Here is a 16,135-nt window from a genome sequence, read left to right on the forward strand (position 1 = left end):
AAGTCAAGCAAACCTGACTTGATGGAAGGCGTCATTTACCTCTGGGCTCAGGCGCGGGTCAGTTCAAGGACCGGGATGGTACGGATCCCGGCCGTCTTCTCGGCATAACCGGCGAACCCCGGGTAGCGCCGGGCCTGCTCACCGAACCGCTGATCGCGCTCGTCCCCGGTCAGCTCGCGGACCGTCACCGGATAGGTCTCGGTGCCACGTTCGACCTCGCCCCGGCCGGCCGCGACGAGGTTGTGATACCAGCCGGGGTTCTCCGGGGCGCCGCCCTTCGAGGCGATCACGTAGACGACGTCGTCGTCGGTCTCGTGCGGCAGATACATCATCGGGCTGACCATCTCCTGCCCGGACTTGCGTCCCCGGTGGTGGACGAGCACCATCGGCGCCCCCTCGAACGGGCCACCCACCCGGCCCTCGTTCGCCCGGAACTCCTCGATGACTTGCGTATTCCAGTCGCTCATATCCATATCCTCGCCGCCGGGCGCGTCCGGCGCCCGCCTTCACCGGCGGCGCGGCGCGGGATCGCCGACGGGTCACCGCCGTCGGCCGTCGGCGGCACGGACACCGACCGGCGGCAGGCGGCGCCTGACCGCGATCAGCAACACCATCGCGGCCAGGCAGAACGCGGCGCCGAGCAGGAAGATCCGGGCCGAGTACCCCGGCACCAGCAACGGGGCCGCCACGCCGAACACCGCTCCGACCTGGACCATGCCGGTGTAGACGTCGGCTCCAGCCCCCAGGCCGCCGTCCATCACGTCGCTGAGCAGGACCATGCCGACACTCTGGAAACCGGCGGCGAACACCGCGTACAGCAACTGGGAGACGATCAGCGCGACCATCCCGCCCACCGTGGGGATCACCGCGAACGACGCCAGGCCCACGCCGGCGATGAGTACGATCGCGCGGCGGCTGCCGATCCGGTCGGCCAGGGCGGTGATCGGGCCCAGCAGCGGGACCTCCGCGGCGACCGACATCAGCAGCAGCAGCGCCACGGACGTGCCGGACAGGCCCTGATCCACCATGAACAACGGCAGGTAGACCAGGCGGACAGCGTCGGCGGCGCGGAGCAGCAGCACCGCCAGGACGCAGATCAGCAGCGTCACGCCGGCCCGGAACCGCCGGCCGGGTCCGGCCGCCGCCGGAGCGGGCACGGCGGCCGCCGGAGCGGGCACCACGGCCGCCGGGGCAGGTCTTCTGTCACCCAGGGGGATGAGCCCGTCGATGAGCGCGAGGACGGCCGCGATCCACAGCGGCTGGAAGTCGTCGTCGAGGCTGTGCAGGAGCCCACCGGCCGAGGCCAGGGCGAGACCGCCGAGGTAGCCGATGACGAAGACCCGGCGCATCCGCCCGACCAGACGGGCGGGCCCGGCCACGTCACGGCCGCCGATGACGCTGAGGTAATGGGGGAAGACCAGCGTCATCGTCATCATCGCCGCACCGCCGAGGTACATCGCCGGAGACGGTGCGGTGGCGAGCACGAGCAGGGTGCCCAGCGCCGCGACGACACCGCAGACCGAGGGGCCCCACCAGGGCGAACCCCGCCGCCGCAGAGCCGGGCCCCCGAGGAGGTTGAGGCCGGCGGCCACCACGGCACCGACCGCGAAGAAGAGGGCGATCTGCGCCTTGGACGCCCCGTTCGCGGCGAGGGTCAGCGGCAGGGCGACGGTGCTCTGACCGTAGAACGCGGCGTTCGACGCCACCGCGACACGGGCACGGAGAGTACTGGTCATCGGCGATGGTAACTGGATCAGCGGCGCAGGAACGCCTCCTGGATGCGGCGGAGCTTTGCGCGTACCAGGAGGTTGCGTTTTTCTCTGCCGCCCGGCTCGTTGTAGAGGATGAAGTCGGGGTGCCGGTGGATGCCGGGCCGGCCGGCGGCCCGCACGGTGGCGTCGCGGACCGCGGTGAGCTGGGCGACGGTCAACGGCAGCACGTGCTCGTCCGGCTGGAACCTCGCGCCGAGCGGATAGTCGCGGCCCGGCCTGCGGGTCATCTCGATGTGGCAGCCGAGGACGTGCGTCACCGGGTGCGTCCCGGCGAAGGCGACCAGACTCACCAGGGTCTCGCGGAAGGCCGGGTAGTCGGCGATGTAGAGACGGCCCGGATAGACGGTGTCGCCGGTGAGCAGGATGCCGGTCCACGGGTCGTAGACGGTGACGGCGGCGTCGTGGTGCCCCGGCGAGCCGAGGACCTCCAGAACGCGGCCGCCCAGGTCGAACAGAACCGAGCCGGTGAGCCCGCCGGGAAAGCCGAAGAACCGCCGGACCGCCTCCTCGCCGTGCGGCACCACCGTCGTGGCCGGACGGCCGGCGAACTGCGCGTCGGCTGCCACGTGGTCGCCGTGCCCGTGCGAATGGGCGACGACCAGCTCATACCCCTCGCGCGGATGCTTCGCCAGCCAGGCGTCGACGAGCGCGTCGACCGTGGCACGCAGCGGGAACAGCGCGGGGTCGGCGGTGGCACCGGTGTCGAGCAGCAGCGCCCGGTCGGCGCCGAAGAGCAGGTAGAGGAACGGCGCCTCGTAGTCGAGCCGTTTGCTCTGGCGCAGGATGACCGTGCGCTCGTCGTAGAAGTGGATCTGGATCGGCGGCTCCCCGCGGCGGCCGTGGATCCAGCTGACGTCGAGTGAACCGGTCGCGATCTCAGTCATCGTTCGGCCTCCGTGGGCAGCGGAATCGCAGAGTAGGTGGCGGGCGAGGCGGCGGGGAGCACTTCGGAACGTCAACGGACACCGAGGATATCGGCGGGCGGGCGCGGCCGGGTCCGGGCGGCGCGGCCGGCGGCGATAGGGTTCGGCGGTGGCTGACGCTCGACCGATCACCTACTACGGCACGCCGGTGCTGCACCGCCGCTGTGCCGATGTCACCGTCTTCAACCGGGCGCTCGGCGACCTGATCGAGGACATGTTCGCCTCGATGTACGCCGCGAAGGGGGTCGGTCTGGCCGCCAACCAGATCGGCGTGGACGCCCAGATCTTCGTCTACGACTGCCCGGACGCCGACGACGTGCGGCAGAAGGGCTACGTGATCAACCCGGTGATCACGTCGACGTCGGACGCGGTCGACGACGGCACCGAGGGCTGCCTGTCGGTGCCCGGCCCGCGGGCCGCGGTGCCGCGCGCGACGGTCGCCACGGTGACCGGCGCCGACCTCGACGGAAAGCCGGTCACGGTCACCGGGACCGGCTATTTCGCGCGCTGCCTCCAGCACGAGACCGACCATCTCAACGGGACCCTCTACGTCGACCTGCTGCCCCGGGCGCAGCGCGACGAGCTGCTGCGCGAGGCGGGTCTCACGCCACCGCCGTGAGGACGACGTGGTCGTCGCGGACCTCGCCGGTCATCGCGAAGTCCGACCGGTCGACGTCGCAGCAGAAGCTCAGGTCCCGGGACAGGTCGACCTGTTCGGACGCGGGTTTCCGGGCGTACCTGCCGGCGTGCTCGGCCGCACCGGCCCGTACGCCCGCGACCAGGTCCGCCCGGTCCGGCGCCGACCCGCCGAGCAGTGCCGCCAGGTGGCCGGCGCAGGCCCGGTCCTCGGTGGTCCGTCCGGTGCGGAGGATCGTCCACGGCACCCCGGCGTGGTGCGCGGTGATCCATCGGGCGGTGGCGCCGACGTTGCGTGCCGATGCCGCGAGCAGCGCCACCGGGCCGCGGCAGCGGGCGAGCCCGACCGTGCCGTTCGACGTCGCCTGGATCAGGCGCCGGCCGGCCACCGGTGCCGTCGACATCTCGAACGGCGAGTTCCCCAGGTCGTAGTCGGCCGGCCGGAGCCCGTGGGACTCGCCCACCAGCAGACGATCCGGGAGCCGCCGCCGCAGTTCCCGGCCGGCCTGCACCGACGGTGCGCACGCGATCTCGGCGGCGCCCCGCTCGAAGGCGACCGCCGCCGTCGTGAACGCCCGGATGACGTCGATGACGACGACGACCCGGCCGGGTGGCACCTGTGCATCCATACCGATGACCGACACGAGCGCCGATCGTTCCCCCACAGGCGCTGCCCGGCAACAGCATTCCCGTGTCACGGCCGGCCCGGAACTGTCACGCCGCTGTCATGTAACGGGGACGGAAATGCCACGGCGGGGGCGGATACTTCCGTTTCGAGGCCATGCGAGGTCTTGATCCGCATCGGGTGACGGCGTACCGGTTCGGGCGCCGTCACCCGGTCATCTGTTGGACGAGAGCCGCCGCCTGCGGTAGAGGCCCAGACCGACCGCGACGGCCACGGTGACGCAGGTGATCGCCACCCCGACGGCGCCCCAGACCACCATCAGCACCGACAGGCCGGCCCAGACGAGGGCGCCGACGACCGCGAGAACCGACAGCATCACCCGCTTCGGAACCATCCGGACCGGGCGGGCCAGGGACGGGTCCTCCGCGGCCAGTTTTCCGACGATCTCTTCGAACTGCCGGCGTGTGTCTCTGGTGGACAACTCTGGTCACCGCCCATCGGTACGTGAACCTTGCTCATCCATGCATACCCCGTCGTGGCAACCACCGGCATGTCCTGCGGCGATCGGTTTTCACGGCGGGTCGATCCGGGAGCGGTAGTCGGCCGCTGTCAGCGGGGCGCCGGTGACCGCCCCGTCACCGTCGGGCACCTGCAGCGGCTGTCCGTCACGGAGGAAGCGGACGGCGGCGATGTCCGGGCGGGCGGTCAGGGTGCAGACGATCTGGCCGTACGCGACCGCCTCGTCGATCCGGCCCGCGCCCTCCTCGGGCACGCTGATCTCGACGGCGGCCGTGGTGCTCCCCGCCGGGACCGTCACCCGCAGCACGGTGGCAGCCAGCGCCGTGGTCAGGCCCTGCGCCTGCTCGGCCGGGGTCGGGCCGGCCACCAGTAGGTCGAGCTGGCGTTGCGGGCCCAGCCCGGCCCCGGACCGGCGGACGGTCTCCACCAGCCGGTCGTCGCGGGTCAGGCAGATCACCTGGGCGACCTCGCCGGCCGGTTCGCCGGTGGTGGCCGAGGCGGTTCCGTTCAGCGGGCGCCGGGGCAGGGTGACCGGGTGCGGCTCGTCCTGGGCCGGAACACCGCACGCGGAGAGTAGGACGATGCAGGTCAGGGCGGTGGCGGTGCCGCGTACGCCGCTCATGTCCCGGCTCCAGGAAGGGTGATGCGGAAGCGGGCGCCGCCGCCGGGGCGCTCGGTGACCCCGGCGTCACCGCCGTGGGCGGCCGCATGCCCGGCCACGATGGCCAGGCCGAGGCCGGTGCCGTCGCCGTCACCACGGGCGTGGGAGGCGGGGCCGCGCACGAACCGGTCGAAGATGGTGGCCCGGTCCGTCTCGGCCACCCCCGGTCCGGCGTCGTCGACCTCCAGGTAGCCGGGACCGATGCGGACGGCGACCGGTCCACCGCCGTAGCGGACCGCGTTGTCGATCAGGTTGCCGAGCGCCTGCTCGACCCGGCGCCGGTCGACCGACCAGGCCGACGCGGTGCCCGGGACCGTCTCGACCAGGTCGGCGGGCAGCTCACGGGAGCGGCAGACCCGCTCGGCGAGCGCCACCACGTCGACCGGTTCGCGGTGGGCCGGCTGGTCGGTGCGGGCCAGTTCGAGCAGATCGTTGACGAGCGCCTGGAAGCGGGTGATCTCGGCGGTGACCAGGGTGACGGCGGCACCGGCGCGGTCGTCGAGCTGGTCGCGGCGCCGGTCGAGGACACTGGCGGCGGCCTCCAGCGTCTGCAACGGGGACCGCAGTTCGTGGCTGACGTCGGCGGCGAAGCGGCGGTCCCGTTCCAGCCGGCGGGCCAGCTGGTCGGCCATGTCGTTGAACGCCGCGGAGAGCGGGGCGAGATCGGGTTCGGTCGCGGGGTCGAGACGGGTGGTCAGGTCACCGCCGGCGATCCCGCGGGCGGCCTCGGCCACGGCGGTCACCGGGCGCAGCGCGTGGCGGGTCACATACCAGCCGACGGCCGCGCCGGCGGCCGCCACCATGATCGCGACAGCGGTCAGGACCAGGGCGAGTGTCCGGAGGGTACGGTCCAGCTCACCCAGCGAGACGATCTCGTAGAACACCGCCTCACCGGCCAGCGGGACGCCCACGATCAGGGCCGGCCGCCCGTCCCGGCGGATGCGCTGCGCACCGGCCTCACCGCTCGCGGTCATCTCCTGGAGCCCGGGCGGTACGGCCGTGTCGACGGCCAGGTCGGCGCTGCGCGAGTGCCAGCGCCCGTCCAGGTGCAGCAGCACATACCGGTCGGTGCCGGTGTCCAGCGACCGCAGCACCTCCAGCACGTCCGGGGCGGGACCGGCGATCCCGGCGTCCACCACGGTCGCGTCGTAGTAGGTGGCCCGCACGGCGGTCCGCTCCCGCTCGGCGAACAGGGTGTTGCGGACCGACTCGTACGACACCAGGCTGACGCACGCCGACAGGATCAGCGCGCCCAGGGCGAAGGCGGCGCTGACCCGGGCCCGCAGACCGATCGGTCTCACGGCTGAAGCTTGTAGCCCAGGCCACGGACCGTCACGAGGTGCCGTGGGCTGCCGGTCTCCCGCTCGATCTTCTGCCGCAGCCGGCCGACGTGCACGTCCACCACCCGCTCGTCGCCGAACTCGTGGCCCCACACCCGCTGGAGCAGCTGCTGGCGGGACAGGACCAGGCCGGGGTGGTCGGCCAGTTCGCACAGCAGACGGAACTCGGTACGGGTCACCGGCACCGGCTCGCCGCCCAGCCGGACTTCGCCGGCCTCCGGGCGTACCTCCAGATCGCCGAACGTCTGCACCGACGTCCCGGGCAGCGGCTGACCGGCCGACCGGCCGCGGCGCCGCAGGGCCCGCAGCCGGGCCGCCAGTTCCTTGACCTTCACCGGTTTGACGACGTAGTCGTCGGCGCCGGCCTCCAGGGCCGCCACGATGTCATGGGTGTCGTCGCGGGCGCTGACCACGACGATCGGCACGTCGTCGTCGCGGCGCATCTGCCGGATGCACTCGTAGCCGTCCATACCGGGCAGCATGAGGTCGATGAGCACGGTGTCCGCCCGGTAGCGGCGCTGGGCGGTCAGGCCCTCCTCGGCGGTCGCCACCGCGTGGGCCGTGTATCCCTCGTCCTCCAGGGCCATCGCCAGGGACAGGCGGATCCGGTCGTCGTCCTCGATCAGAAGCACCGCACTCATGCCGTCAATCCTGTCGCGCGTATCCGCGATCGGCCCGTTTGTCACGCAACTGTCATGGTTGCGGGAAACTTCCGCAGATCAGGGCGGGCAGTCTGGCGGACGTCGAGGAGCGAAGGAGACCGCCGATGACCGGGCTGAGTCTGATCGCGGCAGTGAGTGTCGGCGCCGTCATCGGGGCCGCCGGGCGGATGCTGGCCGCCCGCTGCCGGACCGTGCCGGTGTGGTTGCCGCTCGCGGCCGGCGTGGCCGCCGCGCTGCTGGCGACCGTCCTCACGCGGATGGCGGCCACCGACGGGCCCGGGCCGACGCTCGTCGAGTTCGTGTTGCAGGTGCTGTTCGCGGCCGCCGGGGTCACGCTGGTGGCGCTGACCGCCGACCGGCCCGGCACCCCCTCGTCCGGGGAGATCCGGTGAGCGGCCTCCCCGCGCTGGTGGTCGTGCTGCCGTCCGATCTGGATCAGCGGCTGGCGGACCGGCTGCGGTCGGCGCTGATCGAGACGGCCGAGGCCGGCCGGGACCTCGTGGTCGACATGCGCGACGCCGGGACCATCGACCCCGCCGGACTCGGGCTGCTGGTGCGCGCGCACCGCTCCGCACGGCAGCACGGTGCGACGCTGTGCCTGGTGGCACCGTCACGGTTCGTGCTCACCGTGCTGCACACCATGCGGCTGGACGGGGTGTTCCCGATCTTCCCGGATCAGCGGGCCGCGCTGTCCGCGCTGTCCCGGCCCGCCGCGATGGCGTGACGCGCCCGGGTTGTTTCGTCCCCGGGGCCTGCGGGTCTAATCTGTGACGCGGGCGGTCGGGCTCTCCGGCGCGCTGCGACACGACCGGGTGCCTGATGACTGCTCTGACCGCACAGTTCGACGTTCCGCTGGGCGTGGATTCGCCACGCACGTCCCGCAAGGCCGTTCTCGCGGTGCTCAGCGCCTGGGGTTACGTGGACGACGACTGGACGGCCGACATGTCGGTGGTCGTCAGTGAGCTGGTGACCAACGCGGTCCAGCACGGCGCGGGCTTCGTGGTGATCGGTCTGGAGGCGTACGGGGAGCAGGTCGTCGTGTCGGTCGCCGACGGCTCGGCGGTCGTGCCCCGCCGCCGGGAACCCGACGGCCGGGGCGGGCGGGGGCTGGTGCTGGTCGAGGCGCTGACGCGCCGCTGGCACGTCGAGGAGCACGAGGGCGGCAAGCGGGTCCGGGCCGAGCTACGGCCCTACCCCGATACCGACAGGGAGCATCCGTGAAGATCACCTCGCAGTACAACGACGGTGTGGCCCGGCTCAGCCTCTCCGGTGAGCTGGACATGTCGACCACTCAGGAACTGCACGACCAGGTCACCACGGCACTGGCCGGGGCCCGCCTGCGCAGCCTCGTCATCGACGCCGTCGACCTGGACTTCTGCGACTCGTCGGGCATCCAGGCGCTGGTGCACAGCCGGTCGGCGGCCGCCCGGCAGGGCGTCGCGTTCCAGCTGGCGAACGCCCACGGGGTGACCCGCCGGGTCCTCCAGGTCACCGGCGTCCTCGACGAGCTCAGCCGGTAGGCATCCGGGACTTCCGCATCCGACCGACTCCAAAGGCTTTCATCCTCGCGATACCGGCCCGCGACCCGCGCGAGCCGATCTACGGTGGCCCGGTCGACGCATCGTCATCGGGAGGGCACCGTGGGAGTCGCTGCTGGACTGGTCGCCGCGTGTGCCCTGGTGGTGCCGGCCGCGGGCCCGCCTCCCGGGATGGACGCGCTGCTGCTCACCACGGCGGATCTGCCGGCCGGATATCAGGTCGTCACCGCGGACGACAACCCGTACCAGGCGGATCTCTTCGAAGTGATCGGGCGGGGTGCGCCCTGCCGGTTGCCGGCGGAGCTGTCCTACAGCAGCTTCACGTGGCAGCGATCGGTCAGCGTGACGTTCCTGCTCGAGGACGAGAGCGAGGGCGAGAGCAGCGACCACGCGCTGGCCGAGGTGGTGGCCGATCGGGGCGCCGAGACGGCCCGCGCCCTGGTGGACGCGGCCGTCGCGATGCCGAAGCGCTGCCCCGCGATCGACACCCCGCGCCGCGAGATCACCATGTCACCGATCACGATGCCGACGATCGGTGACCGGTCGGCGGCGTTGGGTGTCCACGTCCGCACCAAGTCCGGTGGCGCCTCGGAAGGTGCGCACGAGGACTACTTCGACAGCTGGTCGAACACCTCGATCGCGGTGGTGGCCATCGGCAGCCGCAGCGTCGTCGTGGTCCTGATGGGAACGTACGAGCCGCAGGACGTCGACCTGACCGCGATCACCCGTAAGGCCGTCGCGCGCCTCGGTCAGACCGCCGGGCGCTGACGGCTCTGCCGCCGGGCGGCATGGGTGCGGTATTTGGCGCGGTTGCCGCAGGCCGCCATCGAGCACCAGCGCCGGGCGCCGGCCTTGGAGATGTCGTAGAAACGCAGCACGCAGTCGGGGTTGGCGCATTTGCGGAGCCGCGACGGGTTCTCCTCCAGCAGGCGCAGGAAGTGTTCGGCGGCCTGCCAGGCGGCGAGCCAGGCGGGTGTGTCGGTCTCGACCACGCTCTGCGGTCCGTCCGCGCCGAGCAGGCGCCGGATCCGGCCGTGACGCAGGATCCCGTTGAGAAGGTCGCGGGCGTGCGCGGGGTCGGTGCGGTCGGGCAGGCTCACCGCGTACAGCGCGGCACGGGTGGCGACCAGGGCGTCGAGGGTCTCCCGCGAGTCCGGAACGGTGCCGGTGAGACCGGCGGAGGCCAACCAGACGGTCAGGCCGCCGGGCATCTCCAGCAGGTCGTACGAGCCGTCGTCGTCCAGCCAGCGGGTGTTCATCAGGTCCAGTGGCAGGGGCTCCCCGATCAGGGGGCGGGGGTCCACCGGTGGGCTGCTCATCGGTCATGTCCTCTCGTCCGGGCCCATTCCACCACGCATCGCGAACTAACCGGTCAACTCTAGATCACCGGTTGCAAGGTGAGTTGGCAACCGCTAAAGTCGCTTTCACCGGTTACCTTCCTGAGAGGCACCTCATGAACAGCTCCCTCACCACCGGCCACGTCGGTCTCAACGTCACCGACCTGGACCGCTCGCTGCCGTTCTACACGCGGGTCTTCGGGTTCCAGCCCCTCGCCGAAGGCAGGGACGACAGCCGGCGCTGGGCCTTCCTCGGCCGCGACGGCGACCTGGTACTGACCCTCTGGCAGCAGAGCGACAGCGCCTTCTCCCCCACCACCGCCGGTCTGCACCACCTGTCGTTCCAGGCGGGGTCGCTCGACGAGCTCACCCGGACGGAGTCGGTTCTGCGAGAGCTGGGCGCGGAATTCGTCCACGACGGGGTCGTCGCCCACGGCGAGGGTGCGGCATCCGGTGGCATCTTCTTCCTGGACCCGGACGGCGTACGTCTGGAGATCTTCGTCCCGGCCGGCGCCGAGAACGCCCCGGCACCGACAGGCGAAGCACCCACCTGCGGATTCTTCTGATGTCCGCCTTCCACAGCGGCGAGCTGGCCGCGCAGCGACGTGCCGGCGTACTCGACGCGGCCGCGCACGTGTCCGCCGTGGTCGGCACCACGTTCCCCACCGTCGCCCGCCTGTTCCTGGCCGAGCAGTCGATGCTGGTCGTCGGCGCGACCGATGGGCGCGGTGACGTCTGGGCCACGATGCTGACCGGTGACCCCGGATTCATCACGGTCACCGGCCCGTCGACGATCGAGGTCGCCGCAACGCCCCCGCCCGGCGATCCGCTGCACGACGTCCTCAGCGGATCGGCCGGGGTCGGGATGGTCGCGGTCGAGCCCGCCAGCCGGCGCCGCATCCGGATGAACGGCACCGCCCGCCCGACCGCCGGCGGCCTGCATGTCGAGCTGTCGCAGATCTACGCCAACTGCCCCAAGTACATCCAGAGGCGGGCACCCCGCCGGGAGCCCACCCCGCCCGGCGCCTCCCTGCCCGGCAGCCAGCTGACCGGCGAGGATCTGGAGTTCGTCACGACGGTCGACACGTTCTTCGTCGCCACCGCCGACGCCGACGGCAACACCGACGCCTCCCACCGAGGGGGCAACCCCGGTTTTCTGCGCGCGCTGAGCCCGACCCGGCTGCGCTGGCCCGACTACCAGGGCAACGCGATGTTCAACACCTTCGGCAACCTGGAGGTCAACCCGCGGGCCGGGCTCCTTCTGCCGGACTGGGCCACCGGCGGCCTCCTGCACCTCACCGGCTCGGCCGTCGTCGACTGGGACCCGGACCACGCGGCGGCGGTGCCCGGCGCACAACGTCTCGTCGACTTCACCGTCGAACGGACCGTCCGGATCTCCGGCGCGTCGTCGCTGCGCTGGAGCGGCACCGAGTTCTCCCGTTTCAACCCGCCCGCGACGTGACGTCCACGACGCCCGCCGCGCGGCGAGGATGTGGCGTCTACCCCGGCGGTGCGGTGTAGTCGGCGGCCAGGTAGGTCTCGTAGCCGATCACCGCGGGCACCCGGACGTCGAGCTTGCCCGCGTCCGTGGTGAGCACCTTCTCGTAGCCGAGCAGGGTGCCGGTGGCCGGGTCCAGGATCAGGGTGTACCGGGTCGGCAGACCACTGTCGGCGGTCGTCACCGAGAACGCGGCGCCCGCCCGGCCCGCACGGTCGGTGACGGTCCCGTCGTAGGTCAGGCCGGGCAGTTGCGCGACGATCCCCAGGGCGGCGGCCCGGGTCGCCGGGGTCAGGAGCCGCTCGCGGGCCAGGTCGGTGACCGCGACGATCGTCTCGTAGGGCCCGTTCTCCTTCGGATGGGCCCGGTGCAGCCAGGCGTCCAGGTCACCGGCCGGCGGCTGGTCGGCCCACATCGCCGGGAACCGCCCCGCCGGATAGTCCTCGGACCTCGGAGCGAGGCCGTCGCCGAACAGGTTCTGGGCCCGCCACAGCCACTCTCGCGTGGTCGACGTGAACTGTGGCTCCTCGAAGGTGACGGCCCGCCGGCCGGAATCGTCCGGGCCACGCCACGACTCGGTACGGGACGGGATGATCGCGGAGGCGACACGTTCACCGTCGACCTGCGTCCACAGGTCCCACGACCGGATGAGCAGATGCTCGTGGTCGCCGGTGCGGGCCGGGCCGGGCGCGATGGCCGCCTTGCGGGCGATGCCGGTCAGCAGGTCCCGTGCCGGGCCTTCTCCCCCGGTGTACCGCAGCAGCGGCGGCGTGGCCGCATACGCCGGGCGGGGCTGGGGCGCGATCTGCAGCCCGGCGAGGACCAGCACCACGAGGGCGGCGGCCACGGCGACGAGACGCCGGCCGACCGGCCGCGCCTGCCGGGCCTGCGGAGTGGCCAGGATGCGGTCGAGGTCGGCGCGCCGGTCGGACGCGGCGGTCAGCGGGCGCCCGTCGGCCGGGTCGGCCGGGCCGAGCAGGCCGCGGACATCGCGGGTCAGGGATGGGATCACGATGGTTCTCCTCTCAGAGTGGTCAGGGGCGCCGGGCTGCCGGGTGACAGCGCCTGCCGGAGCCGGGCACGTGCCCGGTGCAGCCGCATCGCGAACGCGGGCAGCGAGCAGCCGGCCGCTCTCGCCGCCTGGCGCAGGGTCAGGCCCTCCCAGGCGACCAGGCGCAGGGCCTCCGCGTCGGGCTCGGACAGCCGGGCCAGAGCCGTGGTGAGACTGACCCGGCCGGCCACCTCATCGGCGTGGTCGCCGCTCCAGAACTCACCGTGGTCGGTGGCCCGCACCGTCAGGGCCGCCCGCCGGCCGGCTCCGCGGACCTCGTTGGCCAGCACTTTCCGCGCTGTCCCATACAGCCAGGGCAGCGCGTCGGCCGGAACGTCCGGCAGCCGCCGCCATACGACGAGAAACACCTCCGCAACGACGTCACGCACCGCGGCGTCGTCGATGCGGCGGCGCACATAACGTTCAACGGCGTCGTAGTGCTGCTCGTACAGCACCGTGAACCGTTCCTCTGAGTTCGCCATTCGCCCTCCCACCCTGCCTGTGTCCGGCAGGGCGCGGATGTTCACCGCCGATTCCCCAAAACCCGACCCCGGATGTACGGCCACCCGAACCCCGACTCTCCTGAGGTCCCGACGACGCACCCGCCGCAGCCAGTGGTTCCGTCGACCCCACCGTGGCCGGCTCCGCTGCCACCTTGTGGATCTTCCAAGGCGGAAGGCGGCAGTCATGCTCATCGCTCACCTGAGCGACCCTCACATCCGCACCGGCCCACTGGCCGGTGAACCAGCCGCCAGCCTCCACCACGCCCTGGGACGGCACTCATCGAGAATTTCCTCTTCCGATCCATCTGACGACCGGAAACCACGACGATCCAGACGCTCTGCTGGCCACCTTCGGCGGTCCCGCTTCCTCGGCGACACCACTAGGCACTACCTACAGCGTCGACTACCCCGCGGCGACCATCATCGCGCTGGACTCCCACCGATCAGGCAGCCCCGCCGGGCTCCTGGGCGACGAGCAACTCGCATGGCTCGCCACCACGCTGGCGCCCACCGCCCCGACGTACCCGCGTTCGTCTGCCTGCACCACCCGCCGATCCCCATCGGCATCCCATTCCTCGACGACAACTGCATCACCCACTCGGTATCCGCCAGCCACGCCGCCGCTGTCTCGGTCATTTCTGACACCGCCGACGAGAACACGTTCCCCGGATTCAGCAGCATCCCCATCGCCGCTGTCCGCGCTCGGCCGACGCCGCCCTCACGGCCGATGGTCAACGGCCACGGACGGACGTCTTGTCGTGCCGAATTGAGTGCGTCTCGAGATTGACCGGAAATTGTCGGTTGAACCGTCTCCAGTCCGGCATAGTCTCGACGGGTGACCAAGAAGTTCGAGCAGCGGCTGCGAATGATGTACAGCCGCGACGGGATGACTGCGGAGGAAGGCTTCGCCGACCTCCTGGCGCATGTCGAGGAGCACACCGAGGATTTAATTGCTGCGTTCCATGCGGAACTTGCCAGCCCTGAGCCCAATCTTGCAATGCGGTCCTGGCTTCTGGAATTGATCAGCGAGAGCAGGTCGGATGCCGCCCTACCTACGCTCGTGGAACAGCTCTACTCGCTCGACCATAGTCTCAGTTTTTGGGCCCGCTGCGGACTGGAGAAGCTCGACACAAAACAGGCTCGGATCGAGGTATGGAAAGCGCGATTCAGTGGTGTCCTGAAAGACGACTTCGCATGAATTCGATCTTCCCTGAATTCCATGGAGTAGGTTCGGGTGACCTTCCATGCTCGGGCACTCTTGAAGGACACCCGCGCTGGTCGCTCCTCGCGAACGATCTGCAGATCAACGATCAGGCGGTCTACGTCTGGCGCCGACCGGAGGCCATCGCCAGACGCCGGATGCAGGGGACGACGTCCACCGAGTCGAGCACGGCCCGCCGCGAGATTGCCGAACTCGAGGCCGAACCGACGATCCACCGCCGGGCCGCCGACCTGCTACAGGAGGCGGGCCCCAAAATCCCACTTCGCGACCATCGAAGTTCGGGCCGTTTGGGGGGGTGCTCCGCCAGGTTGTCCTGCCGGGTGTTGGAGGTGGTCGGTGACCGTCGAGTTGAATGGGCCGTAGGGCATCTCTCCTTCCGGGCCGTCTCTGAGCGAAGGCATCATCGGGACGCCGCATACGATCTCGCCGGGCGTAATCGACTGGTTCCCTTGACGTCGGCGTGGCAGTAGGCGCCGCCACTGGCGTGCCGGCCGGATCGCAGTAGGCATCGCGTCCATCGAATCAGAGCACCAGCGACTATCGTCCGTTCATGAAACGCAGTCGCCTGGCTCAGATCCACCAACTGCGAGCAGAGATCGCAAGCCTGGCGCGGGATGGTGATGTCGACGGCCCACGGGCCGTCGAGGCTCGACTGCATCTTCACGACGCGTACATGGACTACGACATGGACCTCGATGATGGGTCGCGGCTGGAGAAGCTGGCATTCGCCGAGCTGGTTGCGGCCTTCGAAAGCAGGCTGCGGCGCCTTGGACCTGACCATCCGGACACCCTGGCCATGCAGTATCGGGTGATCCTCGAGCAACCGGGCGTCAATGCGTGGTCGACGTCGGTGGTCACTGCTCTGGAGGAGTTGGCTACGGCCCAGGAACGAGTTCTTGGGCCGCACCATCCGTCTACGCTCGCGACTTTGGCGCAGCTGTGGCCAGGCAAAACTCCATCTGAGCAGGCAGCCCTCGATCATCGGATCCGCCGGGGGTGGGCGCAGTTGCTCGCCGAACGGGACCCGCAGTTTCTGGAGCAAGCTTTGCTGGCGGTAGCGGCCATCTATGAGACCGAACGGCCGGAGCAGGCATGCCAGCTGCGTGAACAGGCGATCGACGTCCGCGCCCGCGTGGCGGCTGAGTTGAGTGATCGGCTAGGGCCCGTGCATCCGGAAACCGTTCATTCCCGGGTCGCACACGCCAATCTGTACGCCGCGTTCGACGCCGCCAGAAGTCAGGAAGCGACCCGGATGATCGAGCAGATCGTTGCCGATCACCAGCGGATCCTCGGAATGAACCACCCGCGGACGCTACACGCGAATGTTGAACTGGCCCGCCACTACGGATGGAGCGACCCGCGCTGTCTTGCCTTGTCCGAGAGTCTCATCGACCGGCTGTACGCGGCTGCAGAGCCCAACTACGACGACATCAAATATATTCGGCATCTGCTCGCCGCTCACCACGCGAGAACGGAAGGCACGAACGCTATCCACGCCTTCCACGCCCGCTACCCAGTGCCGGATGACGCAGACGACCACGTACTCCCGGGGACCCCCGACTATTCAACAATCGACGACGACCTCTAATTTCCATCGACATCTCTTGAAGTCGGAAATCAACAAATAGCGGCCAGGTCCGCCTTTTCCTCATTCATACGCATTCCGCGTCAGCGACATTCCGTGGAGTATGCATGCATCTGCGATTTATCTCCACTCAGTAACGGGGGCCTACCCGGATCGATCGAGCAAACGCACTTACCTGCATGGATGCCGGTTGTCTAGCGCGGTTTTCGTAGTCGGTTGAGTGGTTCTGGCAGTAACGGATCGGCTCGCGACGCGATGCAGAG

21 protein-coding genes are annotated in these 16,135 nt (G+C 70.5%); 10 read left to right on the forward strand and 11 right to left on the reverse strand.

Features of this window, described 5'->3' with window-relative positions:
* Window positions 1-47: 47 nt before the first annotated feature.
* The 3 genes from BC793_RS46615 to BC793_RS46625 all read right to left on the reverse strand — a co-directional run bounded on the left by BC793_RS46615 (window position 48) and on the right by BC793_RS46625 (window position 2,656).
* A complete protein-coding gene (locus tag BC793_RS46615) occupies window positions 48-467 on the reverse strand; it encodes a nitroreductase family deazaflavin-dependent oxidoreductase (protein WP_109603087.1) in 420 nt (139 codons plus the stop codon).
* A 72-nt stretch (window positions 468-539) separates the two neighbouring features.
* On the reverse strand, window positions 540-1,736 hold the full coding sequence (locus BC793_RS46620) for an MFS transporter (protein WP_109603088.1): 1,197 nt from the start codon (window positions 1,734-1,736) through the stop codon (window positions 540-542).
* 17 nt (window positions 1,737-1,753) lie between these two features.
* Window positions 1,754-2,656: an MBL fold metallo-hydrolase gene (locus BC793_RS46625; RefSeq protein WP_109603089.1), complete on the reverse strand. Its 903-nt coding sequence runs from the start codon at window positions 2,654-2,656 to the stop codon at window positions 1,754-1,756.
* A 148-nt stretch (window positions 2,657-2,804) separates the two neighbouring features.
* Here BC793_RS46625 and def point away from each other — a divergent pair, with 148 nt between their 5' ends.
* A complete protein-coding gene (gene def / locus BC793_RS46630) occupies window positions 2,805-3,314 on the forward strand; it encodes a peptide deformylase (protein ID WP_109603090.1) in 510 nt (169 codons plus the stop codon).
* On the opposite strand, the gene BC793_RS46635 is transcribed toward def, so the two are convergent.
* The 5 genes from BC793_RS46635 to BC793_RS46655 form a co-directional block, all read right to left on the reverse strand.
* Complete coding sequence (locus BC793_RS46635; protein ID WP_146246770.1) at window positions 3,298-3,960, reverse strand: 2-phosphosulfolactate phosphatase; 663 nt, start codon at window positions 3,958-3,960, stop codon at window positions 3,298-3,300. The genes def and BC793_RS46635 overlap by 17 nt on opposite strands.
* A 210-nt stretch (window positions 3,961-4,170) precedes the next feature.
* A complete protein-coding gene (locus BC793_RS46640; protein WP_109603092.1) occupies window positions 4,171-4,437 on the reverse strand; it encodes a DUF3040 domain-containing protein in 267 nt (88 codons plus the stop codon).
* 90 nt (window positions 4,438-4,527) lie between these two features.
* Window positions 4,528-5,097, reverse strand: a complete 570-nt coding sequence (locus tag BC793_RS46645; protein ID WP_109603093.1) for a GerMN domain-containing protein — start codon at window positions 5,095-5,097, stop codon at window positions 4,528-4,530.
* On the reverse strand, window positions 5,094-6,437 hold the full coding sequence (locus BC793_RS46650) for a sensor histidine kinase (protein WP_109603094.1): 1,344 nt from the start codon (window positions 6,435-6,437) through the stop codon (window positions 5,094-5,096). Before BC793_RS46650 ends, BC793_RS46645 begins: the two co-directional genes overlap by 4 nt.
* Window positions 6,434-7,117, reverse strand: a complete 684-nt coding sequence (locus BC793_RS46655; protein ID WP_109603095.1) for a response regulator transcription factor — start codon at window positions 7,115-7,117, stop codon at window positions 6,434-6,436. The genes BC793_RS46650 and BC793_RS46655 overlap by 4 nt, the downstream gene beginning before the upstream one ends.
* A gap of 125 nt (window positions 7,118-7,242) precedes the next feature.
* On the opposite strand from BC793_RS46655, the gene BC793_RS52095 reads away from it, so the two are divergent.
* From BC793_RS52095 to BC793_RS46675, 5 genes are all read left to right on the forward strand, one after another.
* Window positions 7,243-7,530, forward strand: coding sequence for a GlsB/YeaQ/YmgE family stress response membrane protein (locus BC793_RS52095; protein WP_239170737.1), 288 nt, complete (start codon window positions 7,243-7,245; stop codon window positions 7,528-7,530).
* Window positions 7,527-7,862, forward strand: coding sequence for an STAS domain-containing protein (locus tag BC793_RS52100; protein ID WP_239170738.1), 336 nt, complete (start codon window positions 7,527-7,529; stop codon window positions 7,860-7,862). The genes BC793_RS52095 and BC793_RS52100 overlap by 4 nt, the downstream gene beginning before the upstream one ends.
* A 95-nt stretch (window positions 7,863-7,957) precedes the next feature.
* Window positions 7,958-8,359, forward strand: coding sequence for an ATP-binding protein (locus tag BC793_RS46665; RefSeq protein ID WP_109603097.1), 402 nt, complete (start codon window positions 7,958-7,960; stop codon window positions 8,357-8,359).
* Window positions 8,356-8,658 carry an anti-sigma factor antagonist gene (locus BC793_RS46670; RefSeq protein ID WP_158319578.1) on the forward strand — a complete coding sequence of 101 codons (303 nt, stop codon included), beginning with the start codon at window positions 8,356-8,358 and terminating at the stop codon, window positions 8,656-8,658. The genes BC793_RS46665 and BC793_RS46670 overlap by 4 nt, the downstream gene beginning before the upstream one ends.
* Before the next feature lie 120 nt (window positions 8,659-8,778).
* The gene (locus BC793_RS46675; protein ID WP_146246771.1) at window positions 8,779-9,444 is read left to right on the forward strand and encodes a hypothetical protein; all 666 of its coding nucleotides are present in this window, start codon (window positions 8,779-8,781) and stop codon (window positions 9,442-9,444) included.
* Here the strand turns inward: BC793_RS46675 and BC793_RS46680 are convergent.
* Entirely contained in the window at window positions 9,426-9,995 is a 570-nt protein-coding gene (locus BC793_RS46680) for a CGNR zinc finger domain-containing protein (protein ID WP_109603100.1), read from the reverse strand. The two genes, BC793_RS46675 and BC793_RS46680, sit on opposite strands and share 19 nt — an antisense overlap.
* A 134-nt stretch (window positions 9,996-10,129) precedes the next feature.
* On the opposite strand from BC793_RS46680, the gene BC793_RS46685 reads away from it, so the two are divergent.
* Together BC793_RS46685 and BC793_RS46690 are read left to right on the forward strand one after the other, a co-directional pair.
* A complete protein-coding gene (locus tag BC793_RS46685) occupies window positions 10,130-10,579 on the forward strand; it encodes a VOC family protein (protein ID WP_109603101.1) in 450 nt (149 codons plus the stop codon).
* Window positions 10,579-11,475 (forward strand): pyridoxamine 5'-phosphate oxidase family protein, encoded by an 897-nt coding sequence (locus BC793_RS46690; RefSeq protein ID WP_109603102.1) that lies wholly within the window; start codon window positions 10,579-10,581, stop codon window positions 11,473-11,475. Before BC793_RS46685 ends, BC793_RS46690 begins: the two co-directional genes overlap by 1 nt.
* Before the next feature lie 37 nt (window positions 11,476-11,512).
* Here BC793_RS46690 and BC793_RS46695 read toward each other — a convergent pair whose 3' ends face one another.
* On the reverse strand, window positions 11,513-12,523 hold the full coding sequence (locus tag BC793_RS46695; RefSeq protein WP_109603103.1) for a CU044_5270 family protein: 1,011 nt from the start codon (window positions 12,521-12,523) through the stop codon (window positions 11,513-11,515).
* A complete protein-coding gene (locus tag BC793_RS46700; RefSeq protein WP_109603104.1) occupies window positions 12,520-13,044 on the reverse strand; it encodes an RNA polymerase sigma factor in 525 nt (174 codons plus the stop codon). Before BC793_RS46700 ends, BC793_RS46695 begins: the two co-directional genes overlap by 4 nt.
* Window positions 13,045-13,900: 856 nt before the next feature.
* Here BC793_RS46700 and BC793_RS46705 point away from each other — a divergent pair.
* Window positions 13,901-14,263 carry a HEAT repeat domain-containing protein gene (locus BC793_RS46705; RefSeq protein ID WP_239170739.1) on the forward strand — a complete coding sequence of 121 codons (363 nt, stop codon included), beginning with the start codon at window positions 13,901-13,903 and terminating at the stop codon, window positions 14,261-14,263.
* 574 nt (window positions 14,264-14,837) lie between these two features.
* Entirely contained in the window at window positions 14,838-15,875 is a 1,038-nt protein-coding gene (locus tag BC793_RS46710) for a hypothetical protein (protein ID WP_109603105.1), read from the forward strand.
* Window positions 15,876-16,135 lie beyond the last annotated feature (260 nt).

It is taken from the genome of Actinoplanes xinjiangensis (genome assembly GCF_003148685.1).
GTDB classification, from domain to species: domain Bacteria; phylum Actinomycetota; class Actinomycetes; order Mycobacteriales; family Micromonosporaceae; genus Actinoplanes; species Actinoplanes xinjiangensis.